Here is a 17,762-nt window from a genome sequence, read left to right as displayed (position 1 = left end):
GTCACTCCTCCCCGAGGATCTGCGGGACGAGGAAGCGGCCGTCCTCCTGGGCCGGGGCGCCCGAGAGCGCCTGCTCCTGCGTGAGCGGCGCGACGGGCTCGTCGGCGCGCATGACGTTCGTGAGCGGAAGCGGGTGGCTCGTCGCGGGGACGTCGGCGGTCGCGACCTCGCTCACCTGAGCGATCGCATCGACGATGACGTCGAGGTCGGCGGCGAACCGGTCCACTTGGTCGGGGGTGAGGTCGATGCGCGCCAGAGCGGCGACGCGCGACACCTCGTCGCGTGAGATGGAGGACATGGGACCAGTCTAGGCGTTCGGGCCGGGCGCAGGACGACGTGTCCGGCACGCCACCCTGTGAGAAGCCTCCGCCTGGGCGCACATGGCGCACCGACGGCAGCCGTGAATTGTTCCCACGCAACGACGACGTACGCACGAGCGCGACGAGGCAGATCCGCCTCCACGGACAGCGGACGCGAGCACGCACCGCGCTCACCGCTTCTGGTGGATAGACGCGGCCCGACCATCGCATGCGCGGGAACCGTCAACCCGTGCGACTCCCCCCGTCAGGGGGTGCCGACTGACAGGGAGGGGAAACGCCGAAGGCCCACCCCTTAACGGGGTGGGCCTTCGCGAAAGAATGTCCGGCAGCGTCCTACTCTCCCACCCCGTCACCAGGGCAGTACCATCGGCGCTGTGAGGCTTAGCTTCCGGGTTCGGAATGGGACCGGGCGTTTCCCTCACGCTATGACTGCCGTAACTCTATAGGGTTATCAACACACCGGTGATGACCCGGGAACCGCACAGTGGACGCAAGCAAAACTGTTGTATCAAGTCATCGGCTATTAGTACCGGTCAGCTCCACGAGTCTTTCGTCCTCGCTTCCACATCCGGCCTATCCACCCAGTGGTCTACTGGGAGCCTCACACCCTCAAGGGGCAAGGAAATCTCATCTCGAAGCAGGCTTCCCGCTTAGATGCTTTCAGCGGTTATCCCTTCCCAACGTAGCCAACCAGCCGTGCTCCTGGCGGAACAACTGGCACACCAGAGGTTAGTCCGTCCCGGTCCTCTCGTACTAGGGACAGGTCTTCTCAAATTTCCAACGCGCGCAGCGGATAGGGACCGAACTGTCTCACGACGTTCTAAACCCAGCTCGCGTACCGCTTTAATGGGCGAACAGCCCAACCCTTGGGACCTACTCCAGCCCCAGGATGCGACGAGCCGACATCGAGGTGCCAAACCATGCCGTCGATATGGACTCTTGGGCAAGATCAGCCTGTTATCCCCGGGGTACCTTTTATCCGTTGAGCGACGGCGCTTCCACAAGCCACCGCCGGATCACTAGTTCCGACTTTCGTCCCTGCTCGACCTGTCAGTCTCACAGTCAAGCTCCCTTGTGCACTTGCACTCGACACCTGATTGCCAACCAGGCTGAGGGAACCTTTGAGCGCCTCCGTTACATTTTAGGAGGCAACCGCCCCAGTTAAACTACCCACCAGGCACTGTCCCTGATCCGGATCACGGACCGAGGTTAGGTATCCAGAGCGACCAGAGTGGTATTTCAACGATGACTCCACCGACACTGGCGTGCCGGCTTCACAGTCTCCCACCTATCCTACACAAGCCGCACCGAACACCAATACCAAGCTATAGTAAAGGTCCCGGGGTCTTTCCGTCCTGCTGCGCGTAACGAGCATCTTTACTCGTACTGCAATTTCGCCGAGTTCGCGGTTGAGACAGCGGGGAAGTCGTTACGCCATTCGTGCAGGTCGGAACTTACCCGACAAGGAATTTCGCTACCTTAGGATGGTTATAGTTACCACCGCCGTTTACTGGGGCTTAAATTCTCAGCTTCGCTCCGAAGAGCTAACCGGTCCTCTTAACCTTCCAGCACCGGGCAGGCGTCAGTCCGTATACATCGTCTTGCGACTTCGCACGGACCTGTGTTTTTAGTAAACAGTCGCTTCCCCCTGGTCTCTGCGGCCCTCAAACGCTCCCCTGGCAAGCAGGTTCACGCCTCAGGCCCCCCTTCTCCCGAAGTTACGGGGGCATTTTGCCGAGTTCCTTAACCACGATTCTCTCGTCGCCTTAGTATTCTCTACCTGACCACCTGAGTCGGTTTAGGGTACGGGCGGCTTGAGCCTCGCGCCGAGGTTTTTCTAGGCAGCATAGGATCATCGACTTCCCTTAACGGTCCCCGTCAGCTCTCAGGCACATGAACGGCGGATTTGCCTACCGTTCGCCCTACAGCCTTGGACACGGTCTACCATCGCCGTGCTTCGACTACCTTCCTGCGTCACCCCTCGCGCTGACCTACTACCGGATTGGTTCACGGCCTCACCGGAGCACCGGTCCCCCGAAGGGAACATGGTGCCGGCTCGGGCGCTTAACATCACCGGATTCGATCTTGGCGGCTCTTCGCCGGTACGGGAATATCAACCCGTTGTCCATCGACTACGCCTGTCGGCCTCGCCTTAGGTCCCGACTAACCCAGGGAGGATGAACCTGGCCCTGGAACCCTTGGTCATTCGGCGGACGGGATTCTCACCCGTCATTCGCTACTCATGCCTGCATTCTCACTCGTGTAGGCTCCACCGCTGGGTTCCCCCGCGGCTTCAACGCCCACACGACGCTCCCCTACCCATCCACACGCCTGGACCACGAAGGCCTAGCAAATGTGTGAATGCCACAGCTTCGGCGGTGTACTTGAGCCCCGCTACATTGTCGGCGCGGAATCACTTGACCAGTGAGCTATTACGCACTCTTTCAAGGGTGGCTGCTTCTAAGCCAACCTCCTGGTTGTCTGTGCAACTCCACATCCTTTCCCACTTAGCACACGCTTAGGGGCCTTAGCTGGTGGTCTGGGCTGTTTCCCTCTCGACTACGGAGCTTATCCCCCGCAGTCTCACTGCCACGCTCTGGCTTGCCGGCATTCGGAGTTTGGCTGACGTCAGTAACCTGGTGAGGCCCATCGGCCATCCAGTAGCTCTACCTCCGGCAAGGAACGCGTGACGCTGCACCTAAATGCATTTCGGGGAGAACCAGCTATCACGGAGTTTGATTGGCCTTTCACCCCTACCCACAGCTCATCCCCCCAGTTTTCAACCTAGGTGGGTTCGGTCCTCCACGCGGTCTTACCCGCGCTTCAACCTGGCCATGGGTAGATCACTCCGCTTCGGGTCTAGACCCAGCGACTATGGTCGCCCTCTTCGGACTCGCTTTCGCTACGGCTTCCCCACACGGGTTAACCTCGCCACTGAGCACTAACTCGCAGGCTCATTCTTCAAAAGGCACGCGGTCACCCCTGCTAAGGAGGCTCCCACGGTTTGTAAGCACACGGTTTCAGGTACTATTTCACTCCCCTCCCGGGGTACTTTTCACCTTTCCCTCACGGTACTGGTCCGCTATCGGTCACTAGGTAGTATTTAGGCTTATCGAGTGGTCTCGACGGATTCACACGGGATTTCTCGGGCCCCGTGCTACTTGGGAACACCCTTGGGAGGCCACGCCATTTCGTCTACGGGGGTTTCACCCTCTGTGCCGGACCTTCCCAGATCCTTCGACTATGACGTGACTTTCTGACTCCCTGGACCAGCGGCAGCTGATCCCAAAGGGTCCCACAACCCCGTACGCGCAACGCCTGCCGGCTTTGACACACGCACGGTTTGGCCTCATCCGCTTTCGCTCGCCACTACTCACGGAATATCTCTTCCTGCCGGTACTGAGATGTTTCACTTCCCGGCGTTCCCTCCGCTCACCCTATATATTCAGGTGAGGGTACCTGGACATGACTCCAGGTGGGTTTCCCCATTCGGACATCCTCGGATCACGGTTCGTTTGCCAACTCCCCGAGGCTTATCGCAGGCTACGACGTCCTTCATCGGCTCCTAGTGCCAAGGCATCCACCATGTGCTCTTAGAAACTTGAACAACAGCTATTTGCAGATACCAAAGATATAAGAATCTTTGAAACTTCAAAGATGCTCGCGTCCACTGTGCAGTTCTCAAGCAACCACCGGCCCCGCGCGTTGTGCCAGGCGCCTGACCCGAGCCCGCAAAGCAGCTCAAGGTCGGTTCGCCGGCCGGCGCGGTCCGAAGAGGCAGGTCCACACACCCCGTGGGGCGTGGGCCTGTTCCCTCAGGACCCAACAGCGTGCTTGATCCTCCCCACCGACGCCGAGGTTCGCGGTCCTTCCCCAGCCGAAGCTAGAGCGTACTGGCGAGCCCGACCGCGAGATGCGGGGAGGCAAGAGTCAATGTTCCACCCATGAGCGTCCACCCCCGACGCGTACGGCCGAGGCGTGGCACTGACCCGAACACCAACCGTGAGGCTGGGCGGGTTGTGGCTCCTTAGAAAGGAGGTGATCCAGCCGCACCTTCCGGTACGGCTACCTTGTTACGACTTAGTCCCAATCGCCAATCCCACCTTCGACGGCTCCCTCCCAAGGGTTGGGCCACCGGCTTCGGGTGTTACCGACTTTCGTGACTTGACGGGCGGTGTGTACAAGGCCCGGGAACGTATTCACCGCAGCGTTGCTGATCTGCGATTACTAGCGACTCCGACTTCATGGGGTCGAGTTGCAGACCCCAATCCGAACTGAGACCGGCTTTTTGGGATTCGCTCCACCTCGCGGTTTCGCAGCCCTCTGTACCGGCCATTGTAGCATGCGTGAAGCCCAAGACATAAGGGGCATGATGATTTGACGTCATCCCCACCTTCCTCCGAGTTGACCCCGGCAGTCTCCTATGAGTCCCCACCATAACGTGCTGGCAACATAGGACGAGGGTTGCGCTCGTTGCGGGACTTAACCCAACATCTCACGACACGAGCTGACGACAACCATGCACCACCTGTACACCAGTCCGAAGACGCACACATCTCTGCATGATTCCGGTGTATGTCAAGCCTTGGTAAGGTTCTTCGCGTTGCATCGAATTAATCCGCATGCTCCGCCGCTTGTGCGGGCCCCCGTCAATTCCTTTGAGTTTTAGCCTTGCGGCCGTACTCCCCAGGCGGGGCACTTAATGCGTTTGCTGCGGCACGGAACTCGTGGAATGAGCCCCACACCTAGTGCCCAACGTTTACGGCATGGACTACCAGGGTATCTAATCCTGTTCGCTACCCATGCTTTCGCTCCTCAGCGTCAGTTGCGGCCCAGTGACCTGCCTTCGCCATCGGTGTTCCTCCTGATATCTGCGCATTCCACCGCTACACCAGGAATTCCAGTCACCCCTACCGCACTCTAGTCTGCCCGTACCCGATGCAAGCCCAAGGTTGAGCCTTGGGTTTTCACACCAGACGCGACAAACCGCCTACGAGCTCTTTACGCCCAATAATTCCGGACAACGCTTGCGCCCTACGTATTACCGCGGCTGCTGGCACGTAGTTAGCCGGCGCTTCTTCTGCAGGTACCGTCACTTTCGCTTCTTCCCTGCTGAAAGAGGTTTACAACCCGAAGGCCTTCATCCCTCACGCGGCGTCGCTGCATCAGGCTTTCGCCCATTGTGCAATATTCCCCACTGCTGCCTCCCGTAGGAGTCTGGGCCGTATCTCAGTCCCAGTGTGGCCGGTCGCCCTCTCAGGCCGGCTACCCGTCGTCGCCTTGGTGAGCCGTTACCTCACCAACAAGCTGATAGGCCGCGAGTCCATCCCCCACCGATAAATCTTTCCAGACCCGACCATGCAGTCAGGTCTCATATCCGGTATTAGCCACGATTTCCCGAGGTTATCCCGAAGTGAGGGGCAGGTTACTCACGTGTTACTCACCCGTTCGCCACTGATCAGGCAGAGCAAGCTCTGCCGTCACCGTTCGACTTGCATGTGTTAAGCACGCCGCCAGCGTTCGTCCTGAGCCAGGATCAAACTCTCCGTAAATGTGTATCGCCAGCCCCGAAGGACTAACAACCATACGAAGCGGACCCGAAGGTCCAATTAAACTGGCAATGACCGACAATCGTCGATCCATTCCAAAGGAATCTCCACGATCAGGCACCGAACCACCATGTAGCGGCCGGCATCCCTCTCGCACGAGAGTTATTTGGCATTGACTATCAAGCACACTGTTGAGTTCTCAAGGAACAGACGCGCATCCTCGCTCTTCCCTTGCGGGTCCTGCTCGGAGGCAACCGTTCAAACTTACCCCGTTCGCTTCCCCGTGTCAAACCCGGTTTGTCGACCGGATCCGAGCTTCGGAAGCACCCGCGCCCTCCACGCATACCGAAGAACCCGGAGTTCCGGGAACTGTTGAAGGTGGGTGGCTGAGCCTCGGCGGTTCGGCCCGGGATCTGCATCCCGTTCCTTCGCCCTGCCGGGCTGGCTCGAAGAACACTACACGGGCTGTTCCGCTGATGCCAAATCGGCGGAATCCTGCGGACGAGAGGGAGCCCGCGCACGCAGAACGGGCGCGAGACGGTCCCCCGGAGGTGCCGCGCCCGCACCCCCTCAGGATCTCCGTCCCCCACACGACGTTCGGCAGCATGTCGCGGGGGCGCGCGTCGATCAGGTCGTCGCACACCGCTTGGCCCGTGAGGTGATTCGAGATCGTCCACACCTTGAAGCCGTGCCGGTCGAGGATCTCGAGCCGACCCTCGACGTAGCCCGGCTCGTCGACGCGCCACGGGTCGAGGTGGTCGCCCCAGCAGGCGATCTCGAGCCCGTCGTACCGCCACCCCGACGCAAGGCTCGCCACCTCCTCGAACGGCAGGTCGGCCCACTGGCCGCTGAACAGGGTGATCGCTCGTGCCACAGCAGCTCTCCGCACTCTCGGGCCGCGGCGGGCTGCACGCGGCGAGGCCCCGGGACCGGGACCCAGACGTTGTCGGCCAGGCTCGAACGCTCGACCGCGTCGAGCACCCGCTGAACCTGCAGACCGTCGTCGCACGTCGGGCGCACGGCCGGCGCGGGCCGACCCGCGGAGTCCCGCATGGGCGTCTGCGACCGGACGCTCGTGGACGAACGTCTCGAGCAGTCCCGAGACCCCCGTGAGCCACTCCCCCGTGACGAACTGTGCGAGGTCCACGACCTGCGCCCCGATGTCACCGAGCGCACCCGAGCCCACGCCAGGCCCTCGTCGTCCGAGGAGGGTGGGACGGGCACGCCCCGCAGCAGGCGACCGAACTCTTCGTCCCCTTCCTCGAGGACTCCGGGTTCACGGTCGTCGTCTCCGACTCCCTCGATGTCGACGCGGACACCGAGCTCATGGCCCAGACCGACCTTGTCCTGCAGTCCTGGACGATGGGCGAGATCCTCGGCGATGAGGTCCACGGCCTGCGCGCCGCCGTCGCCTGGGTGACGGGGCTCGTCGGCTGGCACGGTGGCGTCGTCGACTCCTTCCGGATGTCCGCCGCATACCTCCACCTCATGGGCGCCCAGTTCGCCACTCACCCCGGCGACCCCGTCGGGCACACCATGCGTGTCGTCCCCGAGCGGTCCGACCACCCCGTCATCGCGGGGATCGAGGACTTCACGCTCCGTTCCGAACGCTACTGGCTCCTCACCGACCCGCTCCTCGACGTCCTCGCGACGACGACGATCGAGGCCGGCCCCGACGACCCCTGGGATGGACCGTCGACGCACCCCGCCATATGGACGCGGCGCTGGGGCGCGGGCCGGATCGTCGTGTGCGCCCCTGGGCACCACCTCGCGGACCTCGCGGTCCCGCAGGTGCGCACGATCATCGAGCGCCGGCTCGCCGCGCGAGGCTGAGAGCCCCGCCTCTCATGCGTCGAACGCCGACGGGCCCTCCGCAAGGAGGCGCACGAACTGCTCCTCGTCGAGGATCCGGAGGCCGAGCTCGCGCGCCTTCGTCTCCTTGGACCCCGCGTTCTCACCGACGACGACGAAGTCCGTCTTCTTCGAGACGGAGCCCGCAGACTTGCCGCCAGCCGCAAGGATCGCCTCCTTGGCACCGTCGCGCGTGAAGCCCTCGAGGCCTCCCGTGACGACGACGGTCAGTCCGTCGAGCACGCCCGACACCTCCTCCTTCGCGGCGCCCGGACCCGGGTGCCCCGGGGTCTCGAAACGCACGCCCGATGCCCGCCAGCGCTCGACGATTTCCTCGTGCCAGTCGACGCCGAACCACGCGCGGATCTCCGTCGCGATCGTCGGGCCCACGCCCTCGACAGCTGCGAGCTCCTCGGCCGACGCCGTCCGCACGAGCTCGAGGGAGCCGAAGTGGTCCGCGAGCGCACGCGCCGCCGACGGTCCAACGTGCCGAATATTGAGCGAGACGAGGATCCGCCAGAGGTCCTTCGTCCGGGCCTTCGCGAGCTCGGCGACGAGCTTGCCGGCGGCCGCCGACGGCACGACGGCCGGGAGCTCGCCCGACGCCTGAGCCTCCTCGAGCGTGAGACCGCGCCCCTCGGCCCACGCGACGTGGTCCTTCTTCGTCGCACGACGCGCGAACGGGGTGCGTTCCTTGGCCTGACCGTCCTCGTCAACCTTGGGCAGACCCGTCTCGGCGTCCTTGACGACGACGCGGATCGGCACGAGGTCGGCCTCGGTGAGGTCGAAGAGCCCCGCCTCGGTCTCGAGCGGCGGGACCTCGGGGACGAGCGGCTGCGTGAGCGCTGCGGCGGTCACCTCGCCGAGAACCTCGATGTCGAGGCCGCCGCGCGAGCCGATGTGCTCGACGCGACCGCGGACCTGCGCGGGGCACGAGCGCGCGTTGGGGCACCGGAGATCGACGTCGCCCTCCTTCATGGGGCGGAGCGTCGCTCCGCACTCGGGGCAGGCGGCCGGCATGACGAAGTCGCGTCGCGGGGTGCCGTCGTCCGCCGCGGCCTCGACGGGGCCGACGATCTCCGGGATGACGTCGCCCGCCTTGCGGAGCACGACCATGTCGCCGATACGGACGCCCTTGGCTTTGACGACGTCCTGGTTGTGGAGGGTCGCCTGGCGGACGACCGATCCCGCGACCCGCACCGGTTCCATGACCGCGTACGGCGTCGCGCGGCCCGTGCGGCCGACCCCGACGACGATGTCAAGGAGGCGCGTCGTCACCTCCTCGGGCGGGTACTTGTACGCGATCGCCCAGCGCGGGGCCCGGCTCGTCGCGCCGAGCCGCTGCTGCAGCGCGACCTCGTCGACCTTGATGACGACACCGTCGAGCTCGTGCTCGATGTCGTGGCGGTGCTCCGCGAAGTGCGCGACGAACTCGCGGACTCCGTCGAGGTCGTCGCACACGCGGTTGTGCGGCGAGACGGGCACGCCCCACGCCGCCAGGAGGTCGTACTCCTGCGACTGCCGGACGCGTCCCTCGGCGAAGGCCGCGGGCACGGGCGCGTCGCCCCACACGAGCGCGCCGACACCATGCGCGTACATCGCGAGCGCGCGCGACGCCGTGACGCGCGGGTCCTTCTGGCGCAGCGAACCGGCCGCCGCGTTGCGCGGGTTCGCAAACGGCGCACGTCCCGCGGCGACTTGGGCAGTATTGAGCGCCTCGAACTGCTCGATCGGAAAGAAGACCTCGCCCCGCACCTCGACGAGGTCCGGGTGCGTCGCGGGGTCGCCGCCGAGCTCGTGAGGCACCGACGCGAGGGTGCGGACGTTGAGCGTGACGTCCTCACCGGTGCGCCCGTCGCCGCGCGTCACCGCGCGCGCGAGCCGTCCCTTCTCGTACACGAGCGCGATCGCGAGGCCGTCGATCTTCACCTCGGTGAGGTAGTGGACCTCCGCGTCCCCGACGCCGTGACGGACGCGGCCCGCCCATGCCTCGACATCCTCGAACGAGAACGCGTTGTCGAGCGAGAGCATGCGCTCGACGTGGTCGACCGCCGCGAAATCCGTCGAGAACGTGCCGCCGACCCGCTGCGTCGGCGACTCAGGGGTGCGCAGCGACGGGAAGCGGTCCTCGAGCGCTGCGAGCTCGCCGAGGAGCGCGTCGAACTCGCCATCGGAGACGAGCGGGGCGTCCTTGACGTAGTAGGCGAACTGGTGCGCCGTCACGGTCTGGGCGAGCTCGGTCCAGCGCGCGTGCGCTGCAGAGTCAGGCTCGGCGGGGGTGGCGGGAACATCGGCGTCGGTCACGTCCACCATCATGCCAAGGGGGTCGGACATCGGGCGCGGGCTCGCCCGTCCCGGGGACGTCAACGCAGGTCACATCGCCCCGTAGGCTGCGATGTCCGTCGCCCCGGCTACCGTGTCACCATGCCGACGCCCCCTGCTGCCCAGCCGCGCCAGATCCCGACCGACGTCACGCTCCCCCTCCCGGGCGCCGACCCGTACGCGTGGCTCGAGGACGTGGGCGGCGACGCCGCGCTCGCGTGGGCCCGCGAGCGCGGCGAGGCCGCGAACGCGCGGCTCGCCGGCGGTGGGCTCCTCGCCGAGATCGAGGCCGAGGTGCTCGAGGTGCTCGACGACGACGCCCGCATCCCCTATGTCGGCGCGGCGGGCGACCACCTCTACAACTTCTGGCGCGACGCCGAGCACCCGCGCGGACTCTGGCGCCGGACGTCGGAGGAGTCCTACCGCACCGACGAGCCCGTCTGGGAGGTCCTCCTCGACCTCGACGCGCTCAACGAGGCGGAGGGCGAGGACTGGGTGTGGCACGGCGCAAGCCTCCTGAGGCCCGACCTCGACCGCGCGATCGTCACGCTCTCGCACGGCGGTTCCGATGCCGACGTCGACCGTGAGTACGACCTCGCGACCCTCGCGTTCGTCGATCCTGCCAACGGCGGCTTCGTGCGGCCCGAAGCCAAGGGTGGGCTCGCATGGATCGACCGCGACACCGTCTTCGTCTTCTCCGCGGAGGACGAGGCCTCGTCGACGCGCTCGGGCTACCCGCGCGTCGTCCGTCGCTGGCGCCGTGGGGCCCCGATGAGCACCGCAGAGGTCGTCTACGAGGGCCTCACCGACGACCTCTATATCTCCGCCCACCACGAGCGCACTCCCGGGTTCGAGCGGGACGTCGTCACGCGGTCGATCGCCTTCTACGACTCTGAGACGTACGTTCTCGACGCGGCCGGCACGCCCGTGCTCGTGCCCGCACCCCGCTCCGCGGACGTCCTCCTCCACGGTCCCTGGGCCCTCGTCCGGCTGCGCGAGCCGTGGGAGGTCGCGGGGACGGCGCACCCCGGCGGGACGCTCCTCGCTGCTCCGCTCGACGCGCTGCTCGCAGGAGCTCACGAGCCCGTCGTGCTCTTCGCCCCGACCCCGACGAGCGCGCTCGAGAACGTCACGTGGACCCGCAGCCGCGTCGTCCTCACCGTGCTCGAGGACGTCCGTCACCGCATCGAGGTCCTCACGCCGCCCGATGCCCCGAGCGGCGCGTGGCAGCACGCCGCCCTGCCCGGGGCGCCGGCCGCGGCGACGCTCGCCGTCGGCGCCGTCGACCGCGACACGCACGACGACCTGTGGATCACCGCGACCGACTTCCTCACCCCGCCGACCCTCGTGCGCGTCGACGCGACCGCGGCGCGCCCGAGCGAGTACCTCAAGGCCGCCCCCTCGTTCTTCGACGCGTCCACGATGCGCTGGGAGCAGCACACCGCCGTGTCGGACGACGGCACGCGCGTGCCGTACTTCGTCGTCCACGGCGATCCCGCGGCGCGCGAGAGCGACGGCCCGGTCCCCACGCTCCTCTACGGCTACGGCGGCTTCGAGATCTCCCTCACCGCGGACTACTCCGGGGTCCTCGGCCGCGCGTGGCTCGCCCGCGGCGGCACGTACGTCCTCGCGAACATCCGCGGCGGCGGCGAGTACGGACCCGACTGGCACGCGGCCGCACTCCAGGACAAGCGCCACCGCGCCTACGAGGACTTCGCGGCGGTCGCGCGCGACGTCGTCGCTCGCGGGATCACCGACCACGCGCACCTCGCGTGCAAGGGCGGCTCGAACGGCGGCCTGCTCACGGGCAACATGCTCGCGAGCTACCCCGAGCTCTTCGGCGCGATCGTCGTCCAGGTGCCGCTGCTCGACATGCACCGGTACACGCGCCTGCTCGCAGGCGCGTCCTGGCAGGCCGAGTACGGCGACCCCGACGACCCCGCGCAGTGGGAGTTCATCCGCACGTTCTCGCCCTACCACCTGCTGCGGCCAGGCACCGAGTACCCGCCCGTGCTGCTGACGACCTCGACAAAGGACGACCGTGTCCACCCCGGCCACGCCCGCAAGATGACCGCCCTACTCGAGGCGCTCGGGGCCGACGTCACCTATTACGAGAACCTCGAGGGCGGGCACGGCGGCGCGGCCGACAACTCCCAGGCCGCGCACCTCGCGGCGCTCGCCTACGCGTTCTGCTGGGAGCGTCTCGGCGGCTGACCCATGGGGCCTCAGCCCGCGGCGCGCTCCGCGAGGAGAAGCGCCGCGCGGCGGAGGTTCCGCGCGGAGGTGCGGGCGTCGTCGGTGCTCCGCGGGACGGGCGGGACGGGGTCGACGCGCACCTCGCCGAGCGTCTCGTGGAGCACGACGCGCGTCAGATCGCCGACAGGCAGCCCGACGCGGCGCCACGGGTCGCTCACGAGCGCCGCAAGGCCGGCGACGTCGGGTCCGGTGCACGACGACACGCGAGCGGGCGGCAGGCCCTGCCACAGCTCGACGCCCCGCTCGACGGCCGTCGCGATCGTCTCCCACCGGCGCTCGTCCCACGGACCCACATCGAGGCCGACGCCGTCGGCCCCGGCGAGCACCGCGGGAGCGACGCCACCAACGGCCGTCCCCACGTGGACGACGACCCTGGCCCTCGCAGCGTGCATCGCGGCGACGACCGGCTCGAGCACCTCGAGCACGCGCGGTCGCGGCACCGCGCGCAGCCGCGCGTGCCCCGAGAACGTCGGGATCACGCCCGCGACGACCTGGCCGACGAGCGGCTCCGCGAGCAGCACCGTGACATGCGCCCCTGGCGTCTGTCGGACCACGTCACGGACGTGCCGGGCGAGCGACTCGGCCAGCGCCGCCCCGAGATCGGACACCGCGCCCGCGTCGGACAGCGCACGATCCCCGCGCGCGAGCCACAGCGACGCCGCGAGCGACCACGGCCCGACCGCCTCGACGACCAGCTCCCCCGACCAGCCGACCGACGCGATCGCGAGCGCGTCGAGGTCCTCGCGCCACGCCGCCCGCGCGCGCTCGACGTCGGAGCCCTCGTGGTCCGTGAGGCGCCAGCCGTGGGGCCCGAGCTCGACCGGGAGGCCGTCGAGCAGCGCCGCCGTGCGGCCAACCCGGTCGGTTCCCGGACCGCGCGACGCGAGGACGGGGAGCGTCGCGAGCGACCGCACCTCGGCGGGCGCGTCGGACGCGTCGCCGAGCACGGTAAGCAGCGCCTCGAGCGGCTCCGTCCCGGGCCACGCGAGGGGTGCGACGGCGCCGGGGAACGCGGGCGGCACGACGGTCGTCGTGCTCGGGACGTCGTCCGGTGCACCCTCCGCGCCCGTGCGCAGCAGACCGCTCACGCGCCGTTCCCACCCGTGCCGGTCCCGCACGCGCCGGTGCCGCCCGTGCCGGAGCCGCCGGCGGCGGAGGCGGACGAGGCGACGGGCGTGAGGGAACCGACGGACGACGTCCGCCGCCCGGCCGACGTCACCGTCGCCTGCCCAAGCACGCGCGTCCCGGAGTACACGACGAGCGACTGGCCGGCCGCAACCCCGCGCAGCCGTGCGTCCGTGAGCTCTGCGACGAGCTCGCCGCCGACATGCGTGACGCGCGCGGGCACGGGGGTGCCGTGCGCACGCACCTGCACCTCGGCGTCGATCCCCGCGGAGGCGTCGACGTCGTCCGCAAGCCACACCGTGCGGTCCCCCGCGACGCGGTCGACCGTGAGGAGCTCGGCCGCGCCGACGACCACCTGGTTCGCGTGGGGCCGGACCTCGAGCACGTAGCGCGGCCGGCCGTCGGCCGCGGGGCGCCCGAGGTGGAGGCCGCGACGCTGGCCCACGGTGTAGGCGTACGCGCCGTCGTGCTCTCCGACGACCTGCCCGGACTCGTCGAGGATCTCGCCGGGCTGCGCGCCGAGGCGCGAGCGCAGGAAGCCCTGCGTGTCGCCGTCCGCGACGAAGCAGATGTCGTAGGAGTCGGGCTTCGTCGAGACGCCGAGCCCGCGACGCGCGGCCTCCGCGCGGACGTCGGCCTTCGACGTGAAGCCGCCGAGCGGGAAGATCGACCGGGCGAGCCGCTCGGATCCCATGACGGCGAGGACGTACGACTGGTCCTTGTCCGTGTTGGGCGAGCGGTGCAGCTCGCGCCGCCCGTCGGTCTCGACGATCCGCGCGTAGTGGCCCGTCGCGACCGCGTCGAAGCCGAGGGCGGTCGCCTTGTCGAGCAACGTGTCGAACTTCACGTGCTCGTTGCAGCGCACGCACGGGTTCGGGGTGCGGCCCGCGGCGTACTCGGCGAGGAAGTCCGCGACGACGGTCTCCTCGAACGTCTCGGAGAGGTCCCACACGTAGTACGGGATGCCGAGGACGTCGGCCGCGCGCCGAGCGTCGCTCGCATCCTCGATCGAGCAGCAGCCGCGCGAGCCCGTGCGCATCTGGGCGCGCTCGCGTGCGAGCGCCATGTGGACCCCGACGACCTCGTGCCCGGCCTCGAGCGCGAGCGCGGCCGCGAGCGCCGAGTCGACGCCGCCGGACATCGCGGCGAGCACCCTCATGCGGCACCCCCGACCGTGGTCGGGCCCGTGGGCACGCTGCGGCGCGCGGGCGAGGCGAGACCCGCTGCGCGGGCCCGCTCGACGACGCCGGGCAGGACGTCGAGCACGCGCGCGACGTCCGCGGACGTCGACGTCGCGCCGAACGAGAACCGCAGGGCGCCGCGAGCCTCGTGCTCGGTCAGACCGAGCGCGAGGAGCACGTGCGAGGGCTGCGGCACGCCAGCCTGGCACGCCGAGCCGGTCGACGCCTCGACGCCCACGGAGTCGAGCAGGTAGAGGAGCGAGTCGCCCTCGCAGCCGTCGAACGTGAGGTGCGCGTTGCCGGGCAGACGCGCCACCCCGCCGTCGTCGGTCCGGGCGTCCGGCGCGGGGCCGCGGAGCGTCGCGCCCGGCACGCGCGCGAGGACGCCGGTGACGAGCTCGTCCCGGAGCGCGCCGAGGCGCGCGGCCTCGGCGTCGCGTGCCGCGACGGCCCCGGCGAGCGCGACCGCGAACGCGCGGGCACCCGCGGCGTCGACCGTTCCCGAGCGCACGCCACGCTCCTGACCACCGCCGTGGAGGACGGGCACAAGGTCGACGGTGCGCCCGACGACGAGCGCACCGACGCCCACGGGGCCGCCGAGCTTGTGCGCGGTGACGGTCATCGCGTCGAGGCCGCTCGCGCCGAAGTCGACGGGCAGGATACCCGCGGCCTGGACGGCGTCGCAGTGGACGGGCACGCCGTGCGCGTGTGCGAGTCGCACGACGTCGGCGACGGGCTGCACAGTGCCGATCTCGTTGTTCGCCCACATGACGGAGACGAGCGCGGTCTCCTCGGCGTGCGCGGCGAGCTCGGCGGCGAGCGCGTCGAGGTCGAGGCGGCCGGTCGCGTCGACGGGCAGGAGGACGATCTCGGCGCCCGCGTGCTCCGCGAGCCAGAATGCAGGGTCGAGCACCGCGTGGTGCTCGACGGCGGAGACGAGGACGCGCGTGCGCTCCGGACGACCCGTGCGGCGCGCCCAGAAGAGTCCCTTGATGGCGAGGTTGTCGGCTTCCGTGCCACCGGCGGTGAGGACGACCTCGCTCGGACGGGCGCCGAGCGACGCGGCGATCGACTCGCGCGCCTCCTCGACGACGCGGCGGGCGGCGCGGCCCGCGGTGTGGAGCGACGAGGGGTTGCCCGCGATCGCGAGCTGCTCGGTGTACGCCGCAACCGCCGCAGGCGACATCGGGGTCGTCGCGGCGTGGTCGAGGTAGGCGGGAGGTGTCACGCACCCCATCCTACGAAGGACGCCGCGGCCCTCTCGTCGGGGGCCGCGGCGTCCGGGGCGTGCGCGGGTCGGCTCAGGCCGTGCGGGCTCGCAGGGCGGCGGCCGCCTGGGGCAGGACGGTCGCGAGGTCGCCGACGACTGCGAAGTCGCAGATCTCGAAGATCGGGCACTCGGGGTCGGAGTTCACAGCGACGATGACCTCGGACGCCTGCATGCCGCCGCGGTGGTGGGGCGCGCCCGAGATGCCGGCGCCGATGTAGAGGTGCGGGGTGATCGTCACGCCGGTCTGGCCGACCTGCGCGTCGTGGTCGATCCAGCCTTCGTCAACGGCGTCGCGGGTCGCGCCGATCGCGGCACCGAGCGCGTCGGCGAGGTCCTCGACGGGACCGAAGTCGCCGAGCGTCCCGCGGCCGCCCGCGACGACGACGCTCGCCTCGGCGAGCGGCGGGCGCGCCGAGCCCGCGGTCTCGTGGAGCGTGCGCGACACGAGGCGGACGCCGCCCGCGGCGGCCTCCGCGGCTGCGGCGTCGAGCGCCACGGTACGGACGACCGGGTCGGCGGGTGCGTCGGCCGGCACGGGCCGCACCGCGTTGGGTCGCACCGTGAGGAGCGCGAGTTCGGTCGTCACGACCGAGTCGACGTCCCACGAACCCGCGAACACGCGCTTCCACCCGGCGACGAGGCCGTCGTGCTCGCCGACGCGCGCGGCGTCGATGAGGAGGCCCGCCCCGGTGAGGTGGGCGAGGCGCGCGAGCACCTCCTTGTTGGCGAACGTCGCGCGGGCGAGGAGCACGCGCGCGTCCGTGAGGACGGGTGCGAGCGCGGCCGCGGCCACGCCCGTGAGGTGCGGCTCGCCGTCGACGTCGAGGTGGACGACGTCAGCGACGCCGTACGTGCCGAGCGCCGCGAGCGCGTCGGCCGACGGCGCGTCGAACGCGACGGCACGCACCGGGCCGAGCGTCCGCGCGACGGTGAGGAGCTCGAGGTCAGGTTCGCGCAGCGCGCCGGTGACGTCGTCGAGCAGGACGACGGAGATGGGACGGGTCATGGGGGTCTCCTCTCAGACCAGGCCGCGGCGGACGAGGAACTCGACGAGGGCCTCGCCGCCCGCGCCAGCATCGACGTGGATCTCGACGGGGGCGCGCTCGGGGCGCGGCTCGGCCGACAGGACGCGGGTGCGTGCTCCGGCCTCGCCGACCTCGGCCGCGTCGACGCCGAGGTCCGCGAGGGTCCACGTCGTCACGGGCTTGGTGCGCGCCGCCATGATGAGTTTGAAGTTCGGGAAGCGGGGCCGGTTGATGTGGTCGTTGACGGAGACGACCGCGGGCAGCGGCGCCTCGAGGACCTCGGTCGCGCCGTCGACGACGCGCTCGACGCGCGCCGTGGCCCCGTCGAGCTCGAGCTTGCCGGCGTTCGTGAGCTGCGGCAGGCCGAGCTCGGCGGCGAGGAGCGCGGGCACGACCGAGCCGAGTCCGTCGAGCGCCGCCATGCCCGCGAGGACGAGGTCGATCGGGCCGTCGGCCGCGACCTTGCGCACCGCGGCGGCGAGCGCCTTCGCGGTGCCCGCGTAGTCGGAGCCCGCGAGCGCCTCGTCGTTGACGTGGATCGCGGTCGTCGCACCCAGTTGGAAGGCGCGCCGCAGCGCGTCGACCGCTTCGGCGGGACCGACGGTGACGACGACGATCTCGGACTCTGCACGCTCGGCCTCGTCGAGCCCCTCGAGGATCCGTACCGCTTCCTCGACGGGGTGCTCGTCGAGCTCGTTGAGCGAGCCGTCCTCCGCGCCGCGCACCGTGCGGCCGTCCGCGAACGCGCGGGCGGAGTGGATGTTGGGGACGTGCTTGACGACCACGACGATTCTGCGGGCCATGACGCTGCGAGCCTCCTGGAGGGGCCGGGACCGGACCCGTCGAGGCTATCGCCCCACGGC

The 17,762-nt window shown here is 68.8% G+C and carries 9 protein-coding genes, 3 rRNA genes and 1 pseudogene; 2 read left to right on the top strand and 11 right to left on the bottom strand.

The genetic code is table 11. The annotated features are described in order from the left end of the window. Nucleotide 1 precedes the first annotated feature (1 nt). From gatC to C1729_RS00320, 5 genes and pseudogenes are all read right to left on the bottom strand, one after another. Nucleotides 2-298, bottom strand: a complete 297-nt coding sequence (gatC, locus tag C1729_RS00340) for an Asp-tRNA(Asn)/Glu-tRNA(Gln) amidotransferase subunit GatC (RefSeq protein ID WP_102507734.1) — start codon at nt 296-298, stop codon at nt 2-4. Between the two features lie 342 nt (nt 299-640). After that, nucleotides 641-757, bottom strand: a 5S ribosomal RNA gene (rrf, locus tag C1729_RS00335). A 67-nt stretch (nt 758-824) separates the two neighbouring features. Further along, nucleotides 825-3,927: ribosomal RNA gene (locus C1729_RS00330) — 23S ribosomal RNA — on the bottom strand. Nucleotides 3,928-4,351: 424 nt separating this feature from the next. Next, nucleotides 4,352-5,872 (bottom strand): 16S ribosomal RNA (locus C1729_RS00325). Together the 16S, 23S and 5S rRNA genes form the textbook arrangement of a ribosomal RNA operon. 551 nt (nt 5,873-6,423) lie before the next feature. Continuing rightward, nucleotides 6,424-6,743, bottom strand: a pseudogene (locus C1729_RS00320) (sugar phosphate isomerase/epimerase); the annotation flags it as partial. Between the two features lie 260 nt (nt 6,744-7,003). Between C1729_RS00320 and C1729_RS00310 the strand changes: the two are divergent. Then, on the top strand, nt 7,004-7,702 hold the full coding sequence (locus C1729_RS00310) for a ThuA domain-containing protein (protein ID WP_102507732.1): 699 nt from the start codon (nt 7,004-7,006) through the stop codon (nt 7,700-7,702). 12 nt (nt 7,703-7,714) lie between these two features. Here C1729_RS00310 and ligA read toward each other — a convergent pair whose 3' ends face one another. Continuing rightward, entirely contained in the window at nt 7,715-10,033 is a 2,319-nt protein-coding gene (gene ligA / locus C1729_RS00305) for an NAD-dependent DNA ligase LigA (protein WP_102510432.1), read from the bottom strand. Nucleotides 10,034-10,144: 111 nt separating this feature from the next. On the opposite strand from ligA, the gene C1729_RS00300 reads away from it, so the two are divergent. Beyond that, nucleotides 10,145-12,256 (top strand): prolyl oligopeptidase family serine peptidase, encoded by a 2,112-nt coding sequence (locus C1729_RS00300; RefSeq protein WP_102507731.1) that lies wholly within the window; start codon nt 10,145-10,147, stop codon nt 12,254-12,256. 11 nt (nt 12,257-12,267) lie between these two features. Here C1729_RS00300 and C1729_RS00295 read toward each other — a convergent pair whose 3' ends face one another. The 5 genes from C1729_RS00295 to C1729_RS00275 all read right to left on the bottom strand — a co-directional run bounded on the left by C1729_RS00295 (nt 12,268) and on the right by C1729_RS00275 (nt 17,702). Beyond that, entirely contained in the window at nt 12,268-13,386 is a 1,119-nt protein-coding gene (locus tag C1729_RS00295) for a uroporphyrinogen decarboxylase/cobalamine-independent methonine synthase family protein (RefSeq protein ID WP_242493650.1), read from the bottom strand. Next, entirely contained in the window at nt 13,383-14,582 is a 1,200-nt protein-coding gene (gene mnmA, locus C1729_RS00290; RefSeq protein ID WP_102507729.1) for a tRNA 2-thiouridine(34) synthase MnmA, read from the bottom strand. The genes C1729_RS00295 and mnmA overlap by 4 nt, the downstream gene beginning before the upstream one ends. After that, a complete protein-coding gene (locus C1729_RS00285; protein ID WP_102507727.1) occupies nt 14,579-15,841 on the bottom strand; it encodes a cysteine desulfurase family protein in 1,263 nt (420 codons plus the stop codon). Before C1729_RS00285 ends, mnmA begins: the two co-directional genes overlap by 4 nt. Nucleotides 15,842-15,905: 64 nt before the next feature. Continuing rightward, nucleotides 15,906-16,880 carry an electron transfer flavoprotein subunit alpha/FixB family protein gene (locus C1729_RS00280; RefSeq protein ID WP_102507725.1) on the bottom strand — a complete coding sequence of 325 codons (975 nt, stop codon included), beginning with the start codon at nt 16,878-16,880 and terminating at the stop codon, nt 15,906-15,908. A gap of 12 nt (nt 16,881-16,892) precedes the next feature. Further along, entirely contained in the window at nt 16,893-17,702 is an 810-nt protein-coding gene (locus tag C1729_RS00275) for an electron transfer flavoprotein subunit beta/FixA family protein (RefSeq protein WP_102507724.1), read from the bottom strand. Nucleotides 17,703-17,762: the final 60 nt, after the last annotated feature.

This window comes from Sanguibacter massiliensis (assembly GCF_900240335.1).
GTDB classification, from domain to species: domain Bacteria; phylum Actinomycetota; class Actinomycetes; order Actinomycetales; family Cellulomonadaceae; genus Flavimobilis; species Flavimobilis massiliensis.
The sequence above is the reverse complement of the archived record's forward strand: the minus strand, read 5'-3'. Positions and strand labels throughout refer to the sequence as shown.

What these genes read in the sequence shown, in the direction of transcription:
- gatC (WP_102507734.1), bottom strand. Translation starts at nt 298, where the DNA reads ATGTCCTCCATCTCACGCGACGAGGTGTCGCGCGTCGCCGCTCTGGCG.
- ligA (WP_102510432.1), bottom strand. Translation starts at nt 10,033, where the DNA reads ATGGTGGACGTGACCGACGCCGATGTTCCCGCCACCCCCGCCGAGCCT.
- C1729_RS00300 (WP_102507731.1), top strand. Translation starts at nt 10,145, where the DNA reads ATGCCGACGCCCCCTGCTGCCCAGCCGCGCCAGATCCCGACCGACGTC.
- mnmA (WP_102507729.1), bottom strand. Translation starts at nt 14,582, where the DNA reads ATGAGGGTGCTCGCCGCGATGTCCGGCGGCGTCGACTCGGCGCTCGCG.
- C1729_RS00285 (WP_102507727.1), bottom strand. Translation starts at nt 15,841, where the DNA reads ATGGGGTGCGTGACACCTCCCGCCTACCTCGACCACGCCGCGACGACC.
- C1729_RS00280 (WP_102507725.1), bottom strand. Translation starts at nt 16,880, where the DNA reads ATGACCCGTCCCATCTCCGTCGTCCTGCTCGACGACGTCACCGGCGCG.
- C1729_RS00275 (WP_102507724.1), bottom strand. Translation starts at nt 17,702, where the DNA reads ATGGCCCGCAGAATCGTCGTGGTCGTCAAGCACGTCCCCAACATCCAC.